This is a genomic window from Marinirhabdus gelatinilytica, assembly GCF_003353425.1.
In the GTDB taxonomy this organism is placed as follows: domain Bacteria; phylum Bacteroidota; class Bacteroidia; order Flavobacteriales; family Flavobacteriaceae; genus Marinirhabdus; species Marinirhabdus gelatinilytica.
Genome location: NZ_QRAO01000003.1, coordinates 387,021 through 406,689, shown reverse-complemented (window position 1 = coordinate 406,689; position 19,669 = coordinate 387,021). Strand labels below are relative to the sequence as shown.

14 protein-coding genes are annotated in these 19,669 nt (G+C 42.0%); 2 read left to right on the top strand and 12 right to left on the bottom strand.

The annotated features are described in order from the left end of the window. Nucleotides 1–208: 208 nt before the first annotated feature. The 3 genes from C8D94_RS10910 to C8D94_RS10900 all read right to left on the bottom strand — a co-directional run bounded on the left by C8D94_RS10910 (nt 209) and on the right by C8D94_RS10900 (nt 2,495). Entirely contained in the window at nt 209–1,123 is a 915-nt protein-coding gene (locus C8D94_RS10910; RefSeq protein WP_115123970.1) for a geranylgeranylglycerol-phosphate geranylgeranyltransferase, read from the bottom strand. Between the two features lie 27 nt (nt 1,124–1,150). Further along, the gene (locus tag C8D94_RS10905; protein WP_115123969.1) at nt 1,151–1,684 is read right to left on the bottom strand and encodes a KdsC family phosphatase; all 534 of its coding nucleotides are present in this window, start codon (nt 1,682–1,684) and stop codon (nt 1,151–1,153) included. A gap of 70 nt (nt 1,685–1,754) precedes the next feature. After that, nucleotides 1,755–2,495, bottom strand: coding sequence for a Rossmann-like and DUF2520 domain-containing protein (locus C8D94_RS10900; protein WP_115123968.1), 741 nt, complete (start codon nt 2,493–2,495; stop codon nt 1,755–1,757). A gap of 144 nt (nt 2,496–2,639) precedes the next feature. Between C8D94_RS10900 and ccsA the strand changes: the two genes are divergently transcribed. Further along, nucleotides 2,640–5,858 carry a cytochrome c biogenesis protein CcsA gene (gene ccsA, locus C8D94_RS10895; RefSeq protein ID WP_115123967.1) on the top strand — a complete coding sequence of 1,073 codons (3,219 nt, stop codon included), beginning with the start codon at nt 2,640–2,642 and terminating at the stop codon, nt 5,856–5,858. A gap of 35 nt (nt 5,859–5,893) precedes the next feature. On the opposite strand, the gene C8D94_RS10890 is transcribed toward ccsA, so the two are convergent. Both C8D94_RS10890 and fumC read right to left on the bottom strand, forming a co-directional pair. Next, a complete protein-coding gene (locus C8D94_RS10890) occupies nt 5,894–7,207 on the bottom strand; it encodes a 7TM diverse intracellular signaling domain-containing protein (protein WP_115123966.1) in 1,314 nt (437 codons plus the stop codon). 166 nt (nt 7,208–7,373) lie between these two features. Further along, nucleotides 7,374–8,768 (bottom strand): class II fumarate hydratase, encoded by a 1,395-nt coding sequence (gene fumC / locus C8D94_RS10885; RefSeq protein WP_115123965.1) that lies wholly within the window; start codon nt 8,766–8,768, stop codon nt 7,374–7,376. A gap of 123 nt (nt 8,769–8,891) precedes the next feature. On the opposite strand from fumC, the gene C8D94_RS15190 reads away from it, so the two are divergent. After that, on the top strand, nt 8,892–9,098 hold the full coding sequence (locus C8D94_RS15190) for a hypothetical protein (protein ID WP_147278541.1): 207 nt from the start codon (nt 8,892–8,894) through the stop codon (nt 9,096–9,098). A 107-nt stretch (nt 9,099–9,205) separates the two neighbouring features. Here the strand turns inward: C8D94_RS15190 and C8D94_RS10880 are convergent, their stop codons facing one another. From C8D94_RS10880 to C8D94_RS10850, 7 genes are all read right to left on the bottom strand, one after another. Continuing rightward, on the bottom strand, nt 9,206–11,662 hold the full coding sequence (locus C8D94_RS10880) for a TonB-dependent receptor domain-containing protein (protein WP_115123964.1): 2,457 nt from the start codon (nt 11,660–11,662) through the stop codon (nt 9,206–9,208). Nucleotides 11,663–11,747: 85 nt separating this feature from the next. After that, complete coding sequence (gene arsC / locus C8D94_RS10875; protein WP_115123963.1) at nt 11,748–12,089, bottom strand: arsenate reductase (glutaredoxin); 342 nt, start codon at nt 12,087–12,089, stop codon at nt 11,748–11,750. Nucleotides 12,090–12,101: 12 nt separating this feature from the next. Further along, complete coding sequence (locus tag C8D94_RS10870; protein ID WP_115123962.1) at nt 12,102–12,587, bottom strand: hypothetical protein; 486 nt, start codon at nt 12,585–12,587, stop codon at nt 12,102–12,104. A 188-nt stretch (nt 12,588–12,775) separates the two neighbouring features. Beyond that, nucleotides 12,776–14,065, bottom strand: a complete 1,290-nt coding sequence (locus C8D94_RS10865) for an amidohydrolase family protein (protein WP_115123961.1) — start codon at nt 14,063–14,065, stop codon at nt 12,776–12,778. A 22-nt stretch (nt 14,066–14,087) separates the two neighbouring features. Further along, a complete protein-coding gene (locus C8D94_RS10860) occupies nt 14,088–17,051 on the bottom strand; it encodes an amidohydrolase family protein (RefSeq protein ID WP_115123960.1) in 2,964 nt (987 codons plus the stop codon). A gap of 976 nt (nt 17,052–18,027) precedes the next feature. Next, nucleotides 18,028–18,690 carry a CPBP family intramembrane glutamic endopeptidase gene (locus C8D94_RS10855; protein WP_115123959.1) on the bottom strand — a complete coding sequence of 221 codons (663 nt, stop codon included), beginning with the start codon at nt 18,688–18,690 and terminating at the stop codon, nt 18,028–18,030. A 126-nt stretch (nt 18,691–18,816) separates the two neighbouring features. Next, on the bottom strand, nt 18,817–19,653 hold the full coding sequence (locus C8D94_RS10850; protein WP_115123958.1) for a LytR/AlgR family response regulator transcription factor: 837 nt from the start codon (nt 19,651–19,653) through the stop codon (nt 18,817–18,819). Between the last annotated feature and the right edge of the window lie 16 nt (nt 19,654–19,669).

The following is a 19,669-nucleotide window of genomic DNA, read 5'->3' as shown; positions in this document are numbered from 1 at the left end:
GGTTTTCGGTTGTCGGTTGTCTGTTGTGGGTTGTCTGTTGTGGGTTGTCTGTTTTCGGTTGTCGGTTTTCGGTTGTGGGTTGTCTGTTGTGGGTTGTCTGTTTTCGGTTTTCGGTTGTCGGTTGTGGGTTGTGGGTTGTCTGTTGTGGGTTGTCTGTTGTGGGTTGTGGGTTTTCGGGTTTTTCTTGATCTTGCTTCTTAACGTAATATCAAAAATTTAAAATTTCAGCAAAAAAGGGAAGTGAGCATACTCCCGTGAACATTGTTAATTTTAAAACTGTAGACAACATTTTGTAATCGGTAGCACTTTCAGCATGAAATACCTTGATGCAAAAATAGAGAACTGGTGCGGCTATTAAAAAAACAAAATAGGCTGCTACCCAAGTAAACTGGTATAAAAAATCATACGCGAACCAAAGAATGGCCAATAGCATAAAAACGCCCAATACAAATAGAATGTTCCTCACGCGGTTCCTGCCCAAAAGGATGGGGAGGGTATTACGACCCCCTTTTTTATCGCCGTTTATATCCTGCACATCTTTTACGATCTCACGAACAAGATTGAGATAAAAGGCACTGCCAGCGTACCAAAGGATGGTTTTGGCTGCCATGTTCTGTGAGTCCATCAGCTCTGTTGTGATGGCTGGATACATGTCGAAAATGATTAGCACGATAAGCCCCATCGCTACCAAAAATGAAACTGTTAGGTTTCCCACCAACAGAATAGTTTTCAAGTATAGTGCATAACTATAGAGCAGTGCCGAGATAATGATAAAAACCGCTGCCAAGCCAGGATGCCCCAACCTATTGGCCAGTACGAACCCTGCTACTACTCCCAGGATATTGAGCACTATATAAAAGGTATAAGCTGTTTTTTCTGAAATTTTACGACCTACGAGTACGTTATCCGGTTTGTTGATAGTGTCTATCCCTACATCCTGGATATCGTTTATAACGTTACCCGCAGCAGCAATACAGAGCGTGGCAACGACCAGCAGACCAAAACCAAAACCACTCATTGCCAGTGGGATCCCCAAAGGCTCCAAAAAACCGTATTTGAGTATGCTCTGCACCAACAGTAGGAGCAGCAAATTATTGGGTCTGATGATTTTTAGGTACGCCACTTTTGGAATTTGTTTAGGGTACTTCCATTAATCGTACTTGGCACTCACAGATTTTTTAGAAATCCATTTACCCTGTACTTTCAACACTTGCTCAATAATGTCTCGCACACAACCTTTACCGCCGTTTTTGTGGGAAATATATTTGCTGAGTTCCTTGATTTCTGGCACGGCATCCTGAGGGCAGCAGGGCAGTCCAACTTCCTGCATGACATAAAAATCCGGAATATCGTCGCCCATGTACAGTGCTTGTTCGGGGGTAAGGTTGTTATCCTTTAAATATTGTTTTAGTGTAGCGGTCTTTTGGTGGGTTCCTAAATGTATATCGGTAATTCCCAGTCCCTGTAGGCGTTTGCGAACTCCCTCGTTGGAACCACCGCTTATAATGCAAATATGGAATCCTTGGTCCACAGCGGTTTTTAGGGCATATCCATCCTTTATATTCATCGTACGGAATAACTCGCCTTGGGTATTCACTTGTATGGTACCATCGGTAAGGACTCCGTCCACGTCAAAAACCAAGGCTTTAATGTTGCTGAGGTATTCTTTATAACTTTTTTCCATAGTATTATTTAATTTAAACCATATAGTCTACTGCGTACTATTGCTATGGGGAATACAATTGCCCGACGCACTAACCACTATTCTTTATCGATTCGGTAAGCTTCTCATACAACTCCCCGTATTCACTGTCTTTCAACAGTTTTAAATGTTTTTCTATTGTTTTCTTGTCGTTTCTTTTTGCAGGACCGGTTTGTGCTTGGGCAGGGGGAAGGCGTTGTACTTTGCGGGCAGTCTCGGTAATCAATGGTTTCAGTATATCGAAATCCAGCCCATTTTTCTTCGTAATCGTTTCTGCAATTTGGTACAGATGGTTGCTAAAATTATTTACAAACACAGCCGCAACGTGTAATTTTTCTCTTTCTTCTGAAGAAATTTCCACCACCTTTTCAGAAACTGCGCTTCCAATGGTCTTCAGCAATGCTAGGTCGGTTTTTTGTTCCGCCTCAATACAGATAGGGATACTGCTGAAATCTACTTTTGTATCCTTGCTGAAAGTTTGCAGTGGATAGAACACCCCACGCTTGTTGTTTTCTGAAAGGACATCCATACGCACGCCGCCCGAGGTGTGCACCACAAACCTACCGTTGAATGGGAGTACTGCGGAAAGGTTACCTATTGCCTGATCGGGAACGGCAATGATGTATACATGGGCCTCAACAAGTTTTGAAGTGTCCTGGCATTGGGGGATTTGGAGGGTTTCTATAAAGTTCCGGTTGTAGATTTGCACTACCTTCACCTTTTCAGAAGCACTGAATGCCTTGTAAAGGTGCTGTCCTACATTACCGAAGCCCAAGAGTACTACCGTTGTCATAGAGCGAAGGTACGCAACAGATTTTTGAAATCATAAATTCCAAAAATCAAATTCTAAAACCAGCAGATTATTTTGTAATTAAATTCATTTTAGAAACGGTACTTAAGCCTCAGATTTTCGTTATTTTTGCAAAAAATTTGCCCGATGCAAAAAAAATTGGCCGCTTTCCTCTTTTCTACTCGCCTTACCGCTGTTCTTTTTATTGTTTTTGCCGTCGCCATGGCCGTAGGAACATTCTTGGATGCTTCATCTGAGACTTCACCAACGCCCTATTCGCGAGAGCTCATTTACAATGCATGGTGGTTTGAGGCCATTATGGTGTTCTTTGTGATCAATTTTTTGGGGAACATTTTCCGTTTCAGATTGTATAAGAAGGAGAAATGGGCCACACTTACCCTGCATTTATCCTTTATCTTGATTTTGGTCGGGGCTTTTGTTACCCGTTACATTGGGTACGAAGGGCGAATGAGCATACGGGAAGGCGCTACGGAAAATACGTTTCTTTCAGAACACGCCTACCTCACTACGTTTATCGATGGTGACTATATGGTAGATGGCGTTGCACAACGCCGTGTGCTGGAACCCAGGAAAATGAATCTTTCTGAACGCTTGGATAACAATTTTACCATTACAACCGACTATAACGGAACCCCCGTTACCATAACGTATCAGAATTTTATAGATAACGCCAAGGAAAGCCTCGTAACCGAAGTAGATGGTAAAGAATACCTGAAAATAGTTGAAAGTGGAGGCGGCGAAAAACACGACCATTGGCTGGAAATGGGACAAGTAGCCAATATCCACAACATTCTTTTCGCACTGAACAACCCTACCGAAGGCGCCGTAAATATTACCTATAACAAGGAAGACGGTAGCTACAGTATTTCTTCACCTTTTGAGGGTACCTATCTCAATATGGCAGAACTGAGTGCCGCAGGAATACAACCCGGGCAAATGACGGGGAATATGGACCAGTTCCACAGACCTTTTGTGAAGGATAGCGTACAGCCGTTGCTATTGCGCTCCCTCTATAACTTGGCCGAAATGCAATTTGTAATCCCTAGTCCCGTAGTACAGGGAAGACAAGGAATAGTAAAGGCCGAAGGATTGGAAAAAACGAACAAGAGCGGTCTTGTATTGGACGTTAGCTCTGGTGGTGAAACCAAGACTATAGAATTGCTGGGCGGGATAGGAACCGCTCCGGACCCCAAAAAGGTAACCGTGAATGGCTTGGACGTGTATCTTACCTACGGAAGCAAGGAATACGAACTTCCCTTTAGCATCACCCTTCGCGATTTTATTGCTGAAAAATATCCCGGAACCGAAAAGAACTATAAATCCTTTAAAAGCAAACTTACCGTTAGCGACTCCGAAACCGAGTTTTTCGATACCGAGGTGTTTATGAACAACGTTTTAGACCACAAGGGCTACCGTTTTTTCCAAGCCAGTTTCGATCCAGACGAGAAAGGTACCATCCTCTCCGTGAATCACGATGCTTGGGGAACCTGGATTACCTACATAGGTTATTTTCTATTATACATAGGTTTGATGGCCATCTTGTTCGTGAAGGGTTCCCGCTTTGGTTCCTTAAAGCGAATGCTGGATAATGTAAAATCTAAAAAAGCAAGGCTAACGGCTATTTTGGTGTTGTTCTTTGGATTGGGAATGCAGGCACAGCAAACCAACCACGCCCATACAAAGGTTAAAAAAGAACAATTAGATAGTGTTATAAAAGCAAACGTGGTAGACAAGGCACACGCAGCTAAGTTTGCCGAGCTGGTGATACAGGATAACGGCCGTATGAAACCCGTACACACCTATGCCAGCCAATTGTTACGTAAAATAAGCCGAAATGACACCTACGAAGGTCTGGATGCAAACCAGGTTTTTCTTTCCATGACAGAGTTTCCACGTGTTTGGGTTGAAGTACCCTTGGTAAATTTAAAACGCGGTAACGATAGCATTAGAAAAGTACTGGGCGTTCCGGTTGATACCAAAAAAATAAGTCTGTTGGATTTGTTTGATGAAAAAGGCGTGAACAAGTTGGATCCTTATCTGGAAGCAGCCACTGCAAAAAACAATCCTAACCAGTTTGAAAAAGATTTTGTAAAAACCTATGAGAATGTATTCTTACTGAACCAGGCTTTGAGCGGAAGCATTCTAAAAATCTTCCCAGTTCCTAACGACCCGGGTAATAAATGGGTGTCTTATCTGGAATTGGGGGAAGCCAATTTTACGGGTGAAGAAGCAGCAAACGTTCGGAATATTCTCCCTGCTTATTTCCAGAGTTTGCAGGAAGCACGAAAGACAGGAGATTATTCGCAGGCCGATGCACTCTTGGAGGGAATCAATAAATTTCAGCATAAGTTTGGGGGGGAAGTGATGCTTTCCGACAATAAGATAAAAGCTGAGATCCTTTATAATAAAGTGGATATTTTTAACAGGCTTTATAAATATTTTGTCCTCGTTGGAATTTTAATGTTCACGTTTATCATCTTCCAGATTTTTAAGGAGGGTAAAGTCTTGAACACGCTTGTAAAGGTTTGTAAATACACAATTTGGGCCTTCTTTGTCCTAATGACACTTGGTCTTGCTGCAAGATGGTATATTAGTGGTCACGCACCCTGGAGTGATGCCTACGAGAGTATCATATACGTTGCTTGGGCAACAGTATTCTTTGGCCTGGCCTTTGGGCGCAAGAGTAATTTGACCATTGCCAGCACCGCTTTTGTAGCAGCAATTATCTTGTGGGTGGCCAACCAGAATTGGCTGGATCCCTCTATTGCCAACTTAGTGCCTGTTTTGGACAGTTATTGGTTAATGATACACGTAGCGGTTATTGTGGCAAGCTATGGCCCGTTTACCCTTGGAATGATTTTGGGAACCACTATTTTGTTGCTTATTTTATTGACCAATGAGAAGAACAAACCCAAAATGGACCTAAACATAAAAGAGCTTATCATCATTACTGAAATGGCGCTAACTGTAGGGCTGGTAATGCTCACCATAGGAAACTTTTTAGGCGGACAATGGGCCAACGAAAGCTGGGGGCGTTATTGGGGTTGGGACCCAAAGGAAACTTGGGCACTCATTAGTATAATGGTATATGCCTTTGTAATCCACGCTAGATTGGTACCGGGGCTGCGTGGTAAATGGACCTTTGCCGTATTCTCCATTTTTGCATACGCCAGTATCATGATGACCTATTTTGGGGTGAACTTTTACCTCACTGGATTACACAGCTACGCCAGTGGTGATGTACCGGTGACACCTACTTTTGTTTACTATCTAGTTGCCTTTTTTGTGATATTGAGTGGGGTTTCTTACTTGAAATACAAGAAGTACTATATAAAAAAAGGATAGCCAAATAGCCATCCTTTCCAATATACGTTATTTTTTTAGTTATAAAGATAATCCGGTTGGCTGTCCAATAGGCGGTAATCTTCCTGTACATGCTCCCCGATCTCTAGTTTTTGATAGAGTTCTTTGGTAAGTTCTTCTACATCGGCTTCGGTGATTTTTAACTTGCGGGCAATTTTTGGGTTTTCCTTGCCCTCGCTTATATACTGTAATAATTTTATTTCCAGACCGTCCAGGTCGTAGTGCATGATAAGGTTTTCTAGATAGACGTCCTCCATTAATTTTATGGCGCTCTGTCTGTTCAACGTTTCTTGTCTTTTTAGGAAAATACGCATTTCGGTCTGGCGCATCTCGTGTTCTTCCTTAATGGCACGCATACGGTATACAATAGCATAGGTAAGTATGAGCATTTCCACCAATCCGGCAATTTTAATATGTATACTTTCTGTAGAGAGGAAGTGTACACCAAGATTTTTCAGAATAAAGAAATCGACAGCAAAAAGCAGGGGGATAAAACTAGCTATGGCATAAAACTTAGCATAGTTCTTTCCACTGAACAACGCCACGCTCACCCCAAAATAACACACTAAAACCGATATAGACACAAAGTTTGCTGTGTATGCAAGCACGACACTATTGGTAACTAACGCTACCACAGTAAGCAAACCTCCTATTGCAATAAGGGGGTAGGTTACTAGTTTTAATTTTGGAAAAAATTCTTTGAGACTCAAGTAATTGGCCGCAAACAGTGCGCTACTACCCATAGCAAACCATAACAATAACGATTGTACCAAAAATGGGTTGCTGGGCGCTGGGATGCCAAATAGGTTATGTAGCCCATCGTTAAAGAAGAACACCAAGGTAATTCCTACAAGCGTAACTGAATAGAAAAAGAATAGTTTTTCTTCGAATATAAAATAACACACAAGGTTTATGAGCAACACCATACAGGCAAATCCATAGTACAAGCCTTGTAGAAAAGATGTTTTTGTATCTGTTGAGGCTACATATTGTAATGTTTGATAATTTTCTGAAAATTCTGTTTCAGCGGCAGCAGAACCTTTAGAATAATTGTAGGAATTTTCTTCAAACGAAGCATTTTCATAATGTGTCACATAATTCAATCCAACAAGATTGGGACTGTTTATTATGGTTGCATTTGTCGAAAGATTATTAGCAGTAGTTGCATTGGTAAAAATTGCTTCTTTGCTGTTGGAAATATGTTTAAAATACTCGTAATCAGCATTTTTAGTTTTTAAAACAATAGGTTTAGATTTGGCTTGGATACACGAGGGAGCCAAGAAAAATGCAAGAAAAAGACACCATAATGCGGGGTGAAATAGTAGTCTCATAGTTAGTAGGTTTTATAAATTTGGGTAGTCCAATATACATAAAATTTACATTTCAACTAACTTTTTTGCATTTAATCGATAAAATATAGGTTTTTTTAAAGTTTAAGATTTATTATAAAAAAACTCCTATCGTTAAATAGGAGTCCTAAAATAGAAAAAGGTCTAATTATTTATTACCAACCATATCTTCAGGCTTTACCCAAGCGTCAAATTCTTCGGCTGTCAAATAGCCTAGGTTTACGGCTTCTTCTTTTAGGGTGGTTCCATTTTTATGCGCAGTATTGGCAATTTCGGCAGCTTTGTAATACCCAATCTTTGTGTTCAGTGCGGTAACCAACATCAAAGAGTTGTTCAGCATTTTTTGGATCACTTCGGTATTTGGTTCTATTCCCTGTGCACAATGCTCGTCGAACGAAACACAGGCATCGCCAATAAGTTGTGCCGACTGCAAGATATTGGCCGCCATTACAGGTTTAAACACATTGAGTTCGTAGTGTCCTTGCATACCACCAACGCCTATGGCAACATCGTTACCCATTACCTGGGCACATACCATTGTCAATGCTTCACATTGCGTGGGATTTACTTTTCCGGGCATAATAGATGAACCTGGTTCGTTCGCGGGAATGGTTATCTCTCCTATTCCGCTACGAGGACCGCTGGCCAGCATTCTAATATCGTTTGCGATTTTGTTCAAGGAAACGGCCAATTGCTTTAATGCCCCGTGACTTTCTACTATAGCATCGTGGGCCGCAAGGGCCTCAAATTTATTTTCTGCGGTAACAAAAGGGAGCTCGGTAAACTTTGCGATGTATTCTGCAACTTTTACGGCATATCCTTTTGGAGTATTGATGCCGGTCCCTACTGCGGTTCCTCCCAGAGCAAGTTCAGAAAGATGTGCCAAGGTATTTTTCAAAGCCCGCAATCCGTGATCGAGCTGCGATGCATACCCACTAAATTCCTGGCCCAAGGTGAGGGGAGTAGCGTCCATTAAGTGGGTACGGCCTATTTTTACAACGTCCTTAAAATCTTCCGATTTTTTCACAAGGGTTCTGTGCAATTGCTCCACCCCGGGAATGGTAACCTCTACAATTTTTTTGTAGGCAGCGATGTGCATTCCGGTTGGGAACGTATCGTTACTGGACTGGCTTTTGTTTACATCGTCATTGGGCTGTAGGGTTTTGTCGCCTTCGCCAATGGTTTTGCCAGCCAATTGGTGGGCACGATTGGCAACTACTTCGTTTACGTTCATATTACTCTGTGTCCCAGAACCTGTTTGCCAGATTACCAACGGAAACTGCTCATCGTGTTTTCCGGCTAAAATTTCGTCACAGGCGGTAGCAATGAGGTCTCTTTTTTCTTCAGAGAGAACACCCAGTTCGCAATTTGTGTGAGCGGCCGCTTTCTTTAAATATGCAAAGCCATACACCACTTCCAGCGGCATAGTTGCTGCAGGGCCAATCTTAAAATTATTGCGGGAACGCTCTGTCTGGGCGCCCCAAAGTTTATTGGCGGGTACCTTTACCTCGCCCATGGTGTCTTTTTCTATTCGGTATTCCATTGTGGGTATATTTTAGGTTGCAAAAATACAAAATTGGTAAGGGTGTTTAAAGCGCAGGGTTGTTTAATTGTTGTTTATAAATAGGAAAGTTTTATTGTTTTTTCTGAAAAAACCTTTTTATCTTTGCCTCATCATTTCAAAAAGACACACGTTATGTTCGACTTTGACCAATACTTAGGATTTTTAGCATTCTTGACCATTTTGACCATCGGGTTTTGGTTGATGATTTTTTTGGTGTCTTTTATCCCGTATTGGATTGGTGGTGCCTTGATAGAAAACTTCAAAATGAAACGTGAGGCGAAAAGAAAAGAACGAGAGGAAAATTTATAACCCTATAAATACATAAAAGAAAAGGAGCTCCATGTGGGCTCCTTTTTTTTGTTTTATCAATCCTCCTTCCTCTGAAGGTGTAGGAATACTAGAGGTCCTAGATTCCTTTAAGATCCACCAAAATCACCATCATCCTCGAAGTCCCCATTGTCACGGCCACCACGCTGTCTCTGTTTTTTCTGGTTGAAACGGTAGGTAAATGTTAGGTTGAACTGTCGCTCCCTCCATTGGAACTCACTATCGGAAATAAACGAATCGGTTTCGGTGTGGGTAATCCGCTTTCTGCTGTTGAATAGATCACTTACGTTAAAGCCTATGGTTGCATTCTCGTCCATAATATCTTTACTGAAAGCCAGGTTTATACTCAGTATCCCTTCGGTTTCAGACTGGGCATCATTTCTAGGGCCACGATAAAATGCCGTAGTCTGCCAATCGATTTTTGAAGGGAGCGTAACCTTACTGCTTCCGCGAGCAAACCAACTGTTGTTCACTGTTCCGTAGTCTACACCGTTAAAGAAACCTTCGGTCTTGAAACGGAAAAGATTAAAGCTACCATTTAAACGTAACCATTTTGCAGGGTTGTAAAGTATGCCTGCCTCAAAACCATAGCGTTCATTTGTTGCAAGGTTAATAGGGATGGTCCTGATGATAGGTACTCCGTTAGATGTTACTTCTCCAGTGTCCTCGCTCACACGCTCAAAAGCATCGGTCTCTCGCTGATAGTAAATAGAAGAGGTAAGTGTTAGTTTTTGCCAACGCTTAAGGTATCCAAGGTCAAACGCATTGGCAAAGGCGGGGCGCAAGCTGGGATTTCCCTGGAATACATTGGCCTCGCTGCTACGGGAGGGGAAGGGGTTTACAAAGAATCCTCTAGGTCTGTTTATCCTCCTGTTATAGCCCAAGGTTACGTTTTCACGTTCTCCCAGTTCGTATACCAAGTTTACAGTTGGGAACAACTCTGTATAGCTATTGTCAAAATTTACGTCAAAATCGTCGTTGGTGGTAATGTCCTCGCCTGTTACGTTACCTATAAGTTGGGTATCTTCCAGACGTAAGCCAAGTAAAAACGAAAATTTCCCAAATTTGTTCCCGTATTGGGTATACAGTGCATTTACGTTCTCCTCGTACACAAACACGTTGGAGAGGCTGTCGTTTCTTATAAAAGGACCACCGGTTTCCAACTGTTCGGTCAATAGATAATCTGTGGTGGTCTTTTCGAAAGTGCCTCGGTAGCCTGCTTCAAATTGCGCATTTTCGCCTATGGGCAGCACATAATCTGCTTGTACCAAATATTCGTTTTGGTCTTCTTTCTGGGTAATAAATTCTGAAGGCAACAATGCTGTGGCTGGAAAGGTATTGAACTCGTCGATCAACGAGGTTTCGGTTTCCCTATCATCTTCGGCCTGAAGGTCTATAGTAAGTTTATGGCCATCGTCGCTAAAATTGTTTACATAGTTCAATGAAAACTGAAGGCTGGTGTCCTCTTCGGTTTCAGTCTCAATACGGCTACGCATTACGGCAAGGGCATTGGCGGCATCAAACTCGCTCGTTAAGTTTGTGGTTAAATCCTCATCGTCTCCCAGGCGTAAAAATCCTGAAGCTGTAATCGATGAATTTTCAGTCAAAAAATACTCAATCCCTAAATTGGTGTTGAAACCTCTATTCAACCTGTCGTAATCTCTATCTTCAATAACCAGCGGATTGGAGGCATTTGCATTAAGGTACTGTGTTTCAAAAAGCGCATTTCCGGGCGACTCCCGATAGCGAATACCTGTGGTGTTGAATATATTGAACTTATCGGTCCTAACATTTATATTGCCCGTAATCCCACTGCTTAGCGGGACACCCAGATTCACCTGTACGGAACCGTTAAGCCCCAATGTTTTTTCCTTTTTTAGGATAATATTCAGGATTCCTGCAGTACCCTCTGCATCGTAACGTGCCGAAGGGGACGTAATCACCTCCACACGTTCAATGGCTTCAGCAGGTAACTGTCTAAGCGCATCGGTGCTTCCAAAGCCTGCAATGGCACTGGGTTTTCCATTTATTAAAATACGTACGTTCTCATTTCCACGTAGGGCAATGGCTCCTTCAACATCTACCGTAACCGAAGGTACGTTGTTCAGGGCATCGCTCACGGTGGCACCACTGGTGGTAAGGTCTTTTCCTATATTGTATACTTTTTTGTCTAGGCGTACCTGTACTTCGGTAGTCTCGGCGCGCACCACTACCTCGTCCAAACTTTCAGAATCCAAAGAAAGGTATACTGTGGGCAGTGTAGTGTTGCTTTGGAGGTTTTGGTTGGGTTTTTCAATAGTTTTATAACTAATAAACTCATATTTTACGGTGTAGGTCCCGGCTGGGATTTCAATTGCAAAATTTCCATCCATATCTGTTATGCCACCTTCTACAGTTTTCCCCGCGGGGTCCACAAACGAAACGGTTGCATATTCTAGTGGGTAATTGGTACCTTGCTCTAGGACCTTACCTTTTGCGGTAATGGTATTTTGTGCAAATAAAAAGCTACTGCTAAGTAGTGCTACCAGGACAATATGTATTTTCATGAGTTTTGTTTCGGGTTTAGACTGCGAAAATACAATTGGGTTTAGGCGAGAAAATGTAAAGTTTTGTTAAATAAAAACCATACAATTATAAAATACCGTGGATGTTTTCTGGAGGTCTACCTAGCACAGCTTTTGCTCCTTTTACAACTATTGGGCGCTCTATTAGTTTTGGGTGTTGCGCCATTGCCGAAACTATTTGCCCCTCGTTCAATTGCTTGCCCTTGTAGTTTTCTTTCCAGACGGCTTCGTTCTTCCTCACCAGTTCCTCGGCCAAGATACCCAGCTTTGAAATGATTTCTGAAATTTCTGCCTCGGAAAGTGGCGTGTCCAGGTATTTTACTACTTTAAATTCCTTTCCGCTTTCTTCAAGAATGGCAAGACCTTGTCTGGACTTGCTGCAACGTGGGTTGTGGTATATGGTGATCATTTTTTTGAAAATTTAGAGATTGTGTCTTGGTAACTCTTTTAATTCTGAAATATAATCCATTTGCAAATCTTCGTGCAATCCAGCTATTTTCTTTTCAATTAGAGCGAGTTGCCTTTCATACAACTGAAGCATGGTCTTGCTACGTTTAACACTATTGCTATAGTGAATCATCTCATCGCAAAAGTGAAGCAGCAGTGCTACCTCTGTTTCCTTTACCGAAGAATAGCGGATAAACTTCTTGGTCTCCCGCAGTATCTTGCGTATGCGTTTTTTGGTCCGGTAAAAATTGGTGGCGGGTATTTCTTTGAACTGTTGGGTAATAAAATCCTTTACCTCTTCCACGTAACTATCCTCGTGGTCTGCCTCAAATAGCAGGTAGGTAAGGAGCTCCTTGTTCTCTTTCTTGAAACGGGACAACCGCAAGCACAACTGCTCTAGCTCTTCCTTAGAGCGGAATTTCAGTTCCTTACGGATTTGTACGGCTGTAGCGGGTTTCATTTTATTTAGTTGGGGAGTTAAAGATTAAGGAGTTGGGACGAACGAGGATGTATAAAAAGTACTTAACGATGTCTCTTCGAGCGCAGTCGAGGACTTTTACGTATTAGTTTTTAAAAAAAGTTTCGACTGCGCTCAACCTGACAAATATTTTTCTACTTTTTATACAACCTCTCTAAAATTTGTTCAGCTTACTCCCTGCTATATTTTTCCATATAGCGCTTCCACAGCTCGGTTTGGTGGGTCTCTAGGGAAATTTCCCTACCATCGATAAAGGCGTGTGTCAAGATATTGGTACGCATATCCAATGCATCCCCTTCGCTAATGAAGAGTGTTGCGCTCTTCCCTCTCTCTAAGGTTCCGTAGGAGTCGTCTATCCCCAGAATCTTAGCATTATTCCCAGTAACCATTTGTAGTGCTTTTTCCTTGTCCAATCCCTGCCCGGCCACGTGTCCGGCATAAAAAGGAAGGTTACGTGTTTGGAAATTGCTCATACTCTCGTTTTGTAGCCCCACCAGCAAACCACTTTCTGAAAGTATCTTGGGGAGTTTATAAGCCATATCGTAATCATCGTCCTCGCGGGAGGGGAGGGCGTGTGGTTGTTGTACCAGCACAGGAATGTTGTTCTTTTTTAAGAAGGGGATAATCTTATGGGCTTCATATCCTCCAACGATGACTACGTGTTTTACACCGTTTTCCTTGGTGTTGGTCACAGCATCTATTATTTCTTTTTCGCCGTTTGCGTAGATATATAGTTTTTTGGAACCTTCGAAGAGGCCTTGCATTGCCTTAAAGGATTCGTTGGGTTGTTCGCCAGCTTTTCCGTTGCCATAGGCTTTGGCACTCAATATAAAATCTACTGTTTTTTGGATGTCCTCTGCGTAATCCTTGTTGGGTTTGTAGCCTCTTTCTTCGCCCAGCCACCAGCGACCTCTCTTAAAGCTGTTGGGCCAATTTAAGTGGATACCATCATCCACCTTTATGGCTGCATCTTCCCAATTCCAAGCATCGAACTGAACAATAGAGGATGTACCACTTATGGTACCACCCTGAGGAGCCACTTGTCCTAGCAACACTCCGTTGGGGCGCATACTCTCTACCACCTTGCTTTCGGCATTATAGGCTATTAGGCTACGTACGTTGGGGATAAATTCCCCCACTTCGTCTTGATCGTTACTCGCCCTAACCGCATTTACCTCTACCAGTCCCAATGATTTTGCGGGTGCTATAAGACCCGGATATACGTGCTTTCCATGGGCATCTATCACTCTTCCCCGTGGTGTTACCTCTGAGGTGCCAATAGCGGCTATCTTTCCATCTTCTAGGACAATCACACTTTTTTCAATATAGGTCCCATTGCCCACGTGGGCCGTGGCGCCAACTATAGTAATTACTTCGGTTTGTTTTGGGGCCGGGGTTTGTTGGGCGAAAACCGTCCCTCCAAAAACCAATAAAATGATTGTATATATATAATTTTTCATGTCTCTTGTGTTAATAATTTTATTAGTGTATGGTCTCACACTCAAAATGAATCTTATCCTTTCCTTTGGGAGAACGGGTATTGCCCCCAGCTTCTTTTTCGTCTAGCATAAGCTTGACCAACTTGTTGCGCTCCTCTTGTATGTTTTGGCGCATTTCTTTGTCGGTTTCAATATCAAAGTAGGTCGTGCCATCGATAAGGGTTTTTTCAGCTTTTGCATATACTGAAAGTGGGTGGTCGCTCCACAGCACCAAATCGGCATCTTTTCCTTCCTTGATGCTTCCTGTACGGTCGTCCAAGTGCAATAATTTTGCTGGATTTATGGTCACCATCTTCCAAGCTTCTTCTTCACTCATTCCGCCGTATTTCACACCTTTTGCAGCTTCTTGGTTGAGCCTGCGGGACATTTCGGCATCGTCACTGTTTATGGCTACTACCAATCCTTGGCTTGCCATAATTGCTGCGTTGTAGGGGATGGCATCGTTCACCTCAAATTTGTAGGCCCACCAATCGCTAAAGGTGGAGGCGCCCACACCGTGCTGTTTCATTTTGTCGGCTACTTTGTACCCTTCGAGAATGTGGGTAAAGGTGTTCACTTTAAAACCGAACTGTTCGGCCACCTTCATCAACATATTTATTTCGCTCTGTACATAGCTGTGGCAACTAATAAAGCGTTCGCCATTTAAAATTTCAGCAAGCACTTCCATTTCCTCGTCGTATCGGTATGGTTTTCCTGCTTTCTTCTTGGCATCGTATTCCTTGGCACGGTTAAAGTAGTTGATGTACACCTGCTCAACCCCCATCCTTGTTTGTGGGAAACGGGTGCGTACATTGCTGCCCCAGTTGCTCTGTTTTACGTTTTCACCCAAGGCGAATTTTATGAATTTGGGACTGTTATCGTATATCAACCCTTCGGCATCCTCGCCCCATTTCAATTTCAGAATTGCAGAACGTCCCCCAATTGGGTTGGCACTACCGTGCAGTATCTGAATAGAGGTTACCCCTCCGGCCAGGTTACGGTAAATATTGATGTCCTCTGGATCTACCACATCTTCTATGGAAACCTCTGCTGAGGAATTATGCCCGGCCTCGTTTATGGACAAAGCAGCGATGTGCGAGTGTTCGTCTATAATCCCTGCAGTGAGGTGCTTGCCGGTAGCATCTACGGTGGTTGCTCCACCAGCCTTTAAATCTTTACCAACTGCAGCTATCTTCCCGTTTTTAACAAGTACATCGGTATTTTCTAGAATCCCAGCTTCTTCGCTCGTCCAGACGGTGGCATTTTTAAAAAGTATGTTTTGTGATTGTGGTATCTTTTCAAATCCGTAGCCTACGTTGGGGTAGGTTAGGGGTACTATCTCGTGCTTCTTAACCTTGTCTTTATCTTTGCTGCTGCCGTTGGCCCCACCAGACTGCCTTACTGCGGTAAATTCTTCTTCGGCTCCGGAGGGCAATACCACGCGGCCGTAAAAATTTTGGTCGGTTTTTGGGATGATTCCCGTGGTGCGGAATACTTCTTTGGTCTTTTCATTGGTAAAACTCAAGCTTACCCAATTGTCCTTGTAGTCAATTTTTGAAGGATAGGTAGTGCTGCCTTGTTTTACGTCCGATTTCAGTTTTGAAATATCACCACTCAATTTTACATCGTAGGATTTTCCGCCTACCGTAATCTTGTAATTTCCGCGGATGTCCTTAAGATCCTTGGTGTTGATGATGTTTTTCTGCCCTTGCACCCAGTTTTCATAAATAGTGGTTTCAGCATTGAAGATAGGACCAGAGGTAATAAGGAAATTGGCATATCGTCCTTCCTGTAGCGTGCCTATTTTATCTGAAGCATTCAGGAAAGAAGCAGGTATGGTGGTCAATGCCTGTAGTGCTTTGGTCTCGTTGTAGCCATAAGCGATGGCTTTTTGTATGTTTTCTTTTAATTCTGAAGGTTTCTTCAGTTTGAAGGTAGTCAATGAAAATTCTACGCCTTTGTCCGATAACCATTTGGGGTTCATGGGCGCTTGGTTCCAATCGCGCATATCTGCCAGGCTCATGTATTTTTGGGAATAGGGATCGCTCACGTCGAAAGCTTCGGGAAAGTCCAGCGGGATGATATAGCGGGCGTTGGTTTTCTGTATCTTATCTATCATTTCATATTCGTTGCCCCCGCCTACGATCACGTAATTAATATTAAAGGCGTCGCCAATCTTATCGGCTCTCACATTGTTGTCCTTGCTTCCCGCCTCAAAAAAGGAAACTACGGCCTTGTTGGCGTTGAGTGCCTCTAGCGAGCGGTCCTTGGTGTCGCTGTTGCCTTTTGCGTACCAAGCGGCATCGTGGTACATCTGGCGGAGCAGTGCCATAGCACCCATAAGAGATGTAGGGTAGGACTGGCGGCTTGCCACGCTTTTTTCAAAACTATAATATTGTCCACTCTTATCGTTGATGATACGGGTTCCTGCGCCATCCTCGTCATTAAGGGCTACCAGCACCCCGGTACCACGGGCTATACCGTCCATCCTGTGGGTGTTCACCGTACCAAAGCCAGCTTCCCGATATTCCTTGGCTTTTTTGCTATCGTATGTAAAGGCCGAAATTGCCTCGAACTCTGGCATGATATGGTCGTTCCAGTAAAAACCGTCACGGGAGGCGTCGTACTGTGGTTCACGACCCCTAGCTCTTTCGCGCTCGGGTTTTTCTACTCCAAAATCTGTATAGGGATCTACAAAAGAGGGATAAATATACATCCCGTCCAGATCTATCTTTACAACATTTTTTGGGATATTGACGCTTTTCCCGGAGGCCACTACCTTACCATCCTTAATGAGCAGTGTGCCATTTTTTACCACATTTGTGGGGGTGATGTACAGCGTTGCATTGGTGAGTGCCGTGTAGTTGGTGTTTTCTTGTTTTAGCCCGCCATTGTTGGGGAAGTACTCTTGTGCCGAGACTATGGAAATGCTAAGAAATGCCAGCACCCATAAAAATCTTTTTTCCATCTTTTGTTGGTTGAAGTTATTGCTCTGTGAAGATACTACACCAAGATGGTTTTTTAAAAATATTAAGACTGGTTTAACAAGGCATTAAGATTTGTAGTGACGTCGTGGTAGATTATTGGTTGAGTTGTTTGTTATAGCACGTTTTTTAATATTCGTAAAGAATTTGATCCCCAGAGTTGGTTATATTCAAGTAGACCTGATTTTCATTGGGTATCTGTAATTCAGAGATGTCAATAGTCAAAGTTTTGGTCGGTACTGCCGTGCAAGCTTCGATATTTTCTAATGAAAGTCTTAAATTTCGTTGAACAGGTAATGATTCAAAAATTTCCTCAGAGTCTATCAATTTCACCACCCAGGAACTGCCGTCGCAACCATTTGCACTAAACGTTAATTGTAAACAATTACCAATAATAGTTGCCTCGTTAATTGATAGTTCATCATTGGGGGCGTTTGTGTATAGATCAGCATTGATTATTGTTTCAAAATCACAACTTACCGCATTGCTATTTACGTTGTCATCATCACTGTCACAAGAAGTGAGGCCAATGAATACAATTAGGACGATTAAAGTTCTATATTTTATGATTTTTTATTTTAAAGAAGAGATTAAATTTTCCAATTGGTTGCGTCAATTTGCTATAAGGGGTTTATAAATGAGGGGCAGTTTTTTTGGGGTAGTTTTGGCAAGCCTACATTTTGTGGTAGTAAAAGTGGGAAACACTAGTGTGCTAAATAGCTACCTGCCTCTATTTAGTTTTTTAGTGAGAGGAGGACACTAGGCGCCGCTACTACGTAATTATCCGCTCTACCAATTTTGTATAAAGTTAGGGAATTTAATTAAGGACGAATGTTACCCGCTGTGGTTTTTCCCTGTAAGCACTAATCTTTGTTTTCTTGCATAGGTATTCCTCAATAAGTGCAAAAGCACGTATTGTATCGGGTAAACTCAGGGTGTAGATATTATTTTTAGGTATCATTATGCCAAGCCAAAGTAAATACAAATTAAAGCAAGGGTATCAAAAAAGCCGTGTACAGCAATAACAAACCATAAGTCGTATTTGCGTACGTAGAATATCAGGGCCAAGAGCGCTCCAACAACTCCTGTAACAAGTTGCCCCGTAATTCCCTGGTAACTATGCATAAAGCCAAAAAAACAAGACAGAAGCACAATATTGAGCACAATACTCACTTTACTCTCTCCAAAGAATTTTACAAACTGTCGCATAAAATAACCGCGGAAAATAATTTCTTCTCCAAAACCGGCAGTAGCCCATACCAATGCCAGAGCGACTAAGCAGGCTGGAAGGTTACCTACAAGTTCATCAAAACTTGAATAGTCTATTGGTGCTCCTGTAATTTTTGTAATTCCAGGGACCAATATAAATACATACAAAGCAAAAAGTCCCGCTGCAACCAATGGAGCAAGTACGAGGAGGTTTTTGAATGTGAATTTTTTACGTTGGAATCCAAGTGCTGAAAATGGTTTCCCTTTGTATTCTATGTAATTCGCTATAATGATTACTATAGAAATGATGATATTTTCTATGTAAGGTATGCGAATTGGTCCAAACCATAAAAAGCAGATGATCGCAATGGTGATTAATGGAATTACTATTTGGCGTAAGCTCAACTTGTTCATTGTTGATTGATTTTAAATTCTTATCAAATGAATGGACAAAATCCTTGAAAACCCCTTTAAACACGTATGCTTTTACTGAATGGTAGTAAATCTATAACTGAATAGTCGGTAATTCTTTGGCATCTTCTATTGAAACCAAGCCATAAATGCTTTTCGCTTATAGCGACTTATATTGATTTCGGCAATTGCATCATTTTCAACGGAAGCTTTTAATCGAACACGCAACTTTCCATTTTCAATCTTTTCAATTTGGTCTACCGCATCTTTATGAATGATCATTTGCCTATTGGCTCTAAAAAACAATTGATCGTTTATTTTTTCTTCGAGCTCATTTAAAGTAAAATCGGTGGTAATGGTGGTACCGTCGTTCTGAACTGTATATACAATTTTGTTTTCGCTGTAAAAACACGCAATGTTCCCGTAGGTAAGCTTGGTTGTTTTTGCACCGCTTTCAATAGTAATCTCAGCATCTTTAATGGAAAGCCTATATAAATTATAAATGTCCTGTGCATACGCTAAACTTATGAGGATAAAACTCAATAATAGGGTAATTAGCAGGCCAATTAATAAATAATAGAACTCTGTTTCTCCACCCGCAATTTTATTTAGTAAAACACTTAAAGGAATATACATGGCAGTAACATACCCAAGAGTTGTGACCATGTACCATGAGATAGATACGATTTCAACTTTTTTAGAGAAATACTTTTTCTTGTAAAAATTAAAATTAAGTTCAGCAATAGTTCCAATGAGTATACATAACGCAATAGACGACAGAAAACCTTCTATGGGGAACCTATACCGATCACTACCTGGAAAACTATCGCGAGTTGTTAAATGGTTTACCACTAAAGAGAAAACTATGAATAGAATTAGTTTTTGTGACCAACGCCAAGTATCACTCGTTGCTAATGTTTGTTGTTCTTTGGGGGTGGAACTCCCGGTAGGTTGTCTAGTACTCATTAATTAGAAGCGCTTT

What these genes read in the sequence shown, in the direction of transcription:
- C8D94_RS10905 (WP_115123969.1), bottom strand. Translation starts at nt 1,684, where the DNA reads ATGGAAAAAAGTTATAAAGAATACCTCAGCAACATTAAAGCCTTGGTT.
- C8D94_RS10900 (WP_115123968.1), bottom strand. Translation starts at nt 2,495, where the DNA reads ATGACAACGGTAGTACTCTTGGGCTTCGGTAATGTAGGACAGCACCTT.
- ccsA (WP_115123967.1), top strand. Translation starts at nt 2,640, where the DNA reads ATGCAAAAAAAATTGGCCGCTTTCCTCTTTTCTACTCGCCTTACCGCT.
- C8D94_RS10890 (WP_115123966.1), bottom strand. Translation starts at nt 7,207, where the DNA reads ATGAGACTACTATTTCACCCCGCATTATGGTGTCTTTTTCTTGCATTT.
- fumC (WP_115123965.1), bottom strand. Translation starts at nt 8,768, where the DNA reads ATGGAATACCGAATAGAAAAAGACACCATGGGCGAGGTAAAGGTACCC.
- C8D94_RS10880 (WP_115123964.1), bottom strand. Translation starts at nt 11,662, where the DNA reads ATGAAAATACATATTGTCCTGGTAGCACTACTTAGCAGTAGCTTTTTA.
- arsC (WP_115123963.1), bottom strand. Translation starts at nt 12,089, where the DNA reads ATGATCACCATATACCACAACCCACGTTGCAGCAAGTCCAGACAAGGT.
- C8D94_RS10870 (WP_115123962.1), bottom strand. Translation starts at nt 12,587, where the DNA reads ATGAAACCCGCTACAGCCGTACAAATCCGTAAGGAACTGAAATTCCGC.
- C8D94_RS10865 (WP_115123961.1), bottom strand. Translation starts at nt 14,065, where the DNA reads ATGAAAAATTATATATATACAATCATTTTATTGGTTTTTGGAGGGACG.
- C8D94_RS10860 (WP_115123960.1), bottom strand. Translation starts at nt 17,051, where the DNA reads ATGGAAAAAAGATTTTTATGGGTGCTGGCATTTCTTAGCATTTCCATA.
- C8D94_RS10855 (WP_115123959.1), bottom strand. Translation starts at nt 18,690, where the DNA reads ATGAACAAGTTGAGCTTACGCCAAATAGTAATTCCATTAATCACCATT.
- C8D94_RS10850 (WP_115123958.1), bottom strand. Translation starts at nt 19,653, where the DNA reads ATGAGTACTAGACAACCTACCGGGAGTTCCACCCCCAAAGAACAACAA.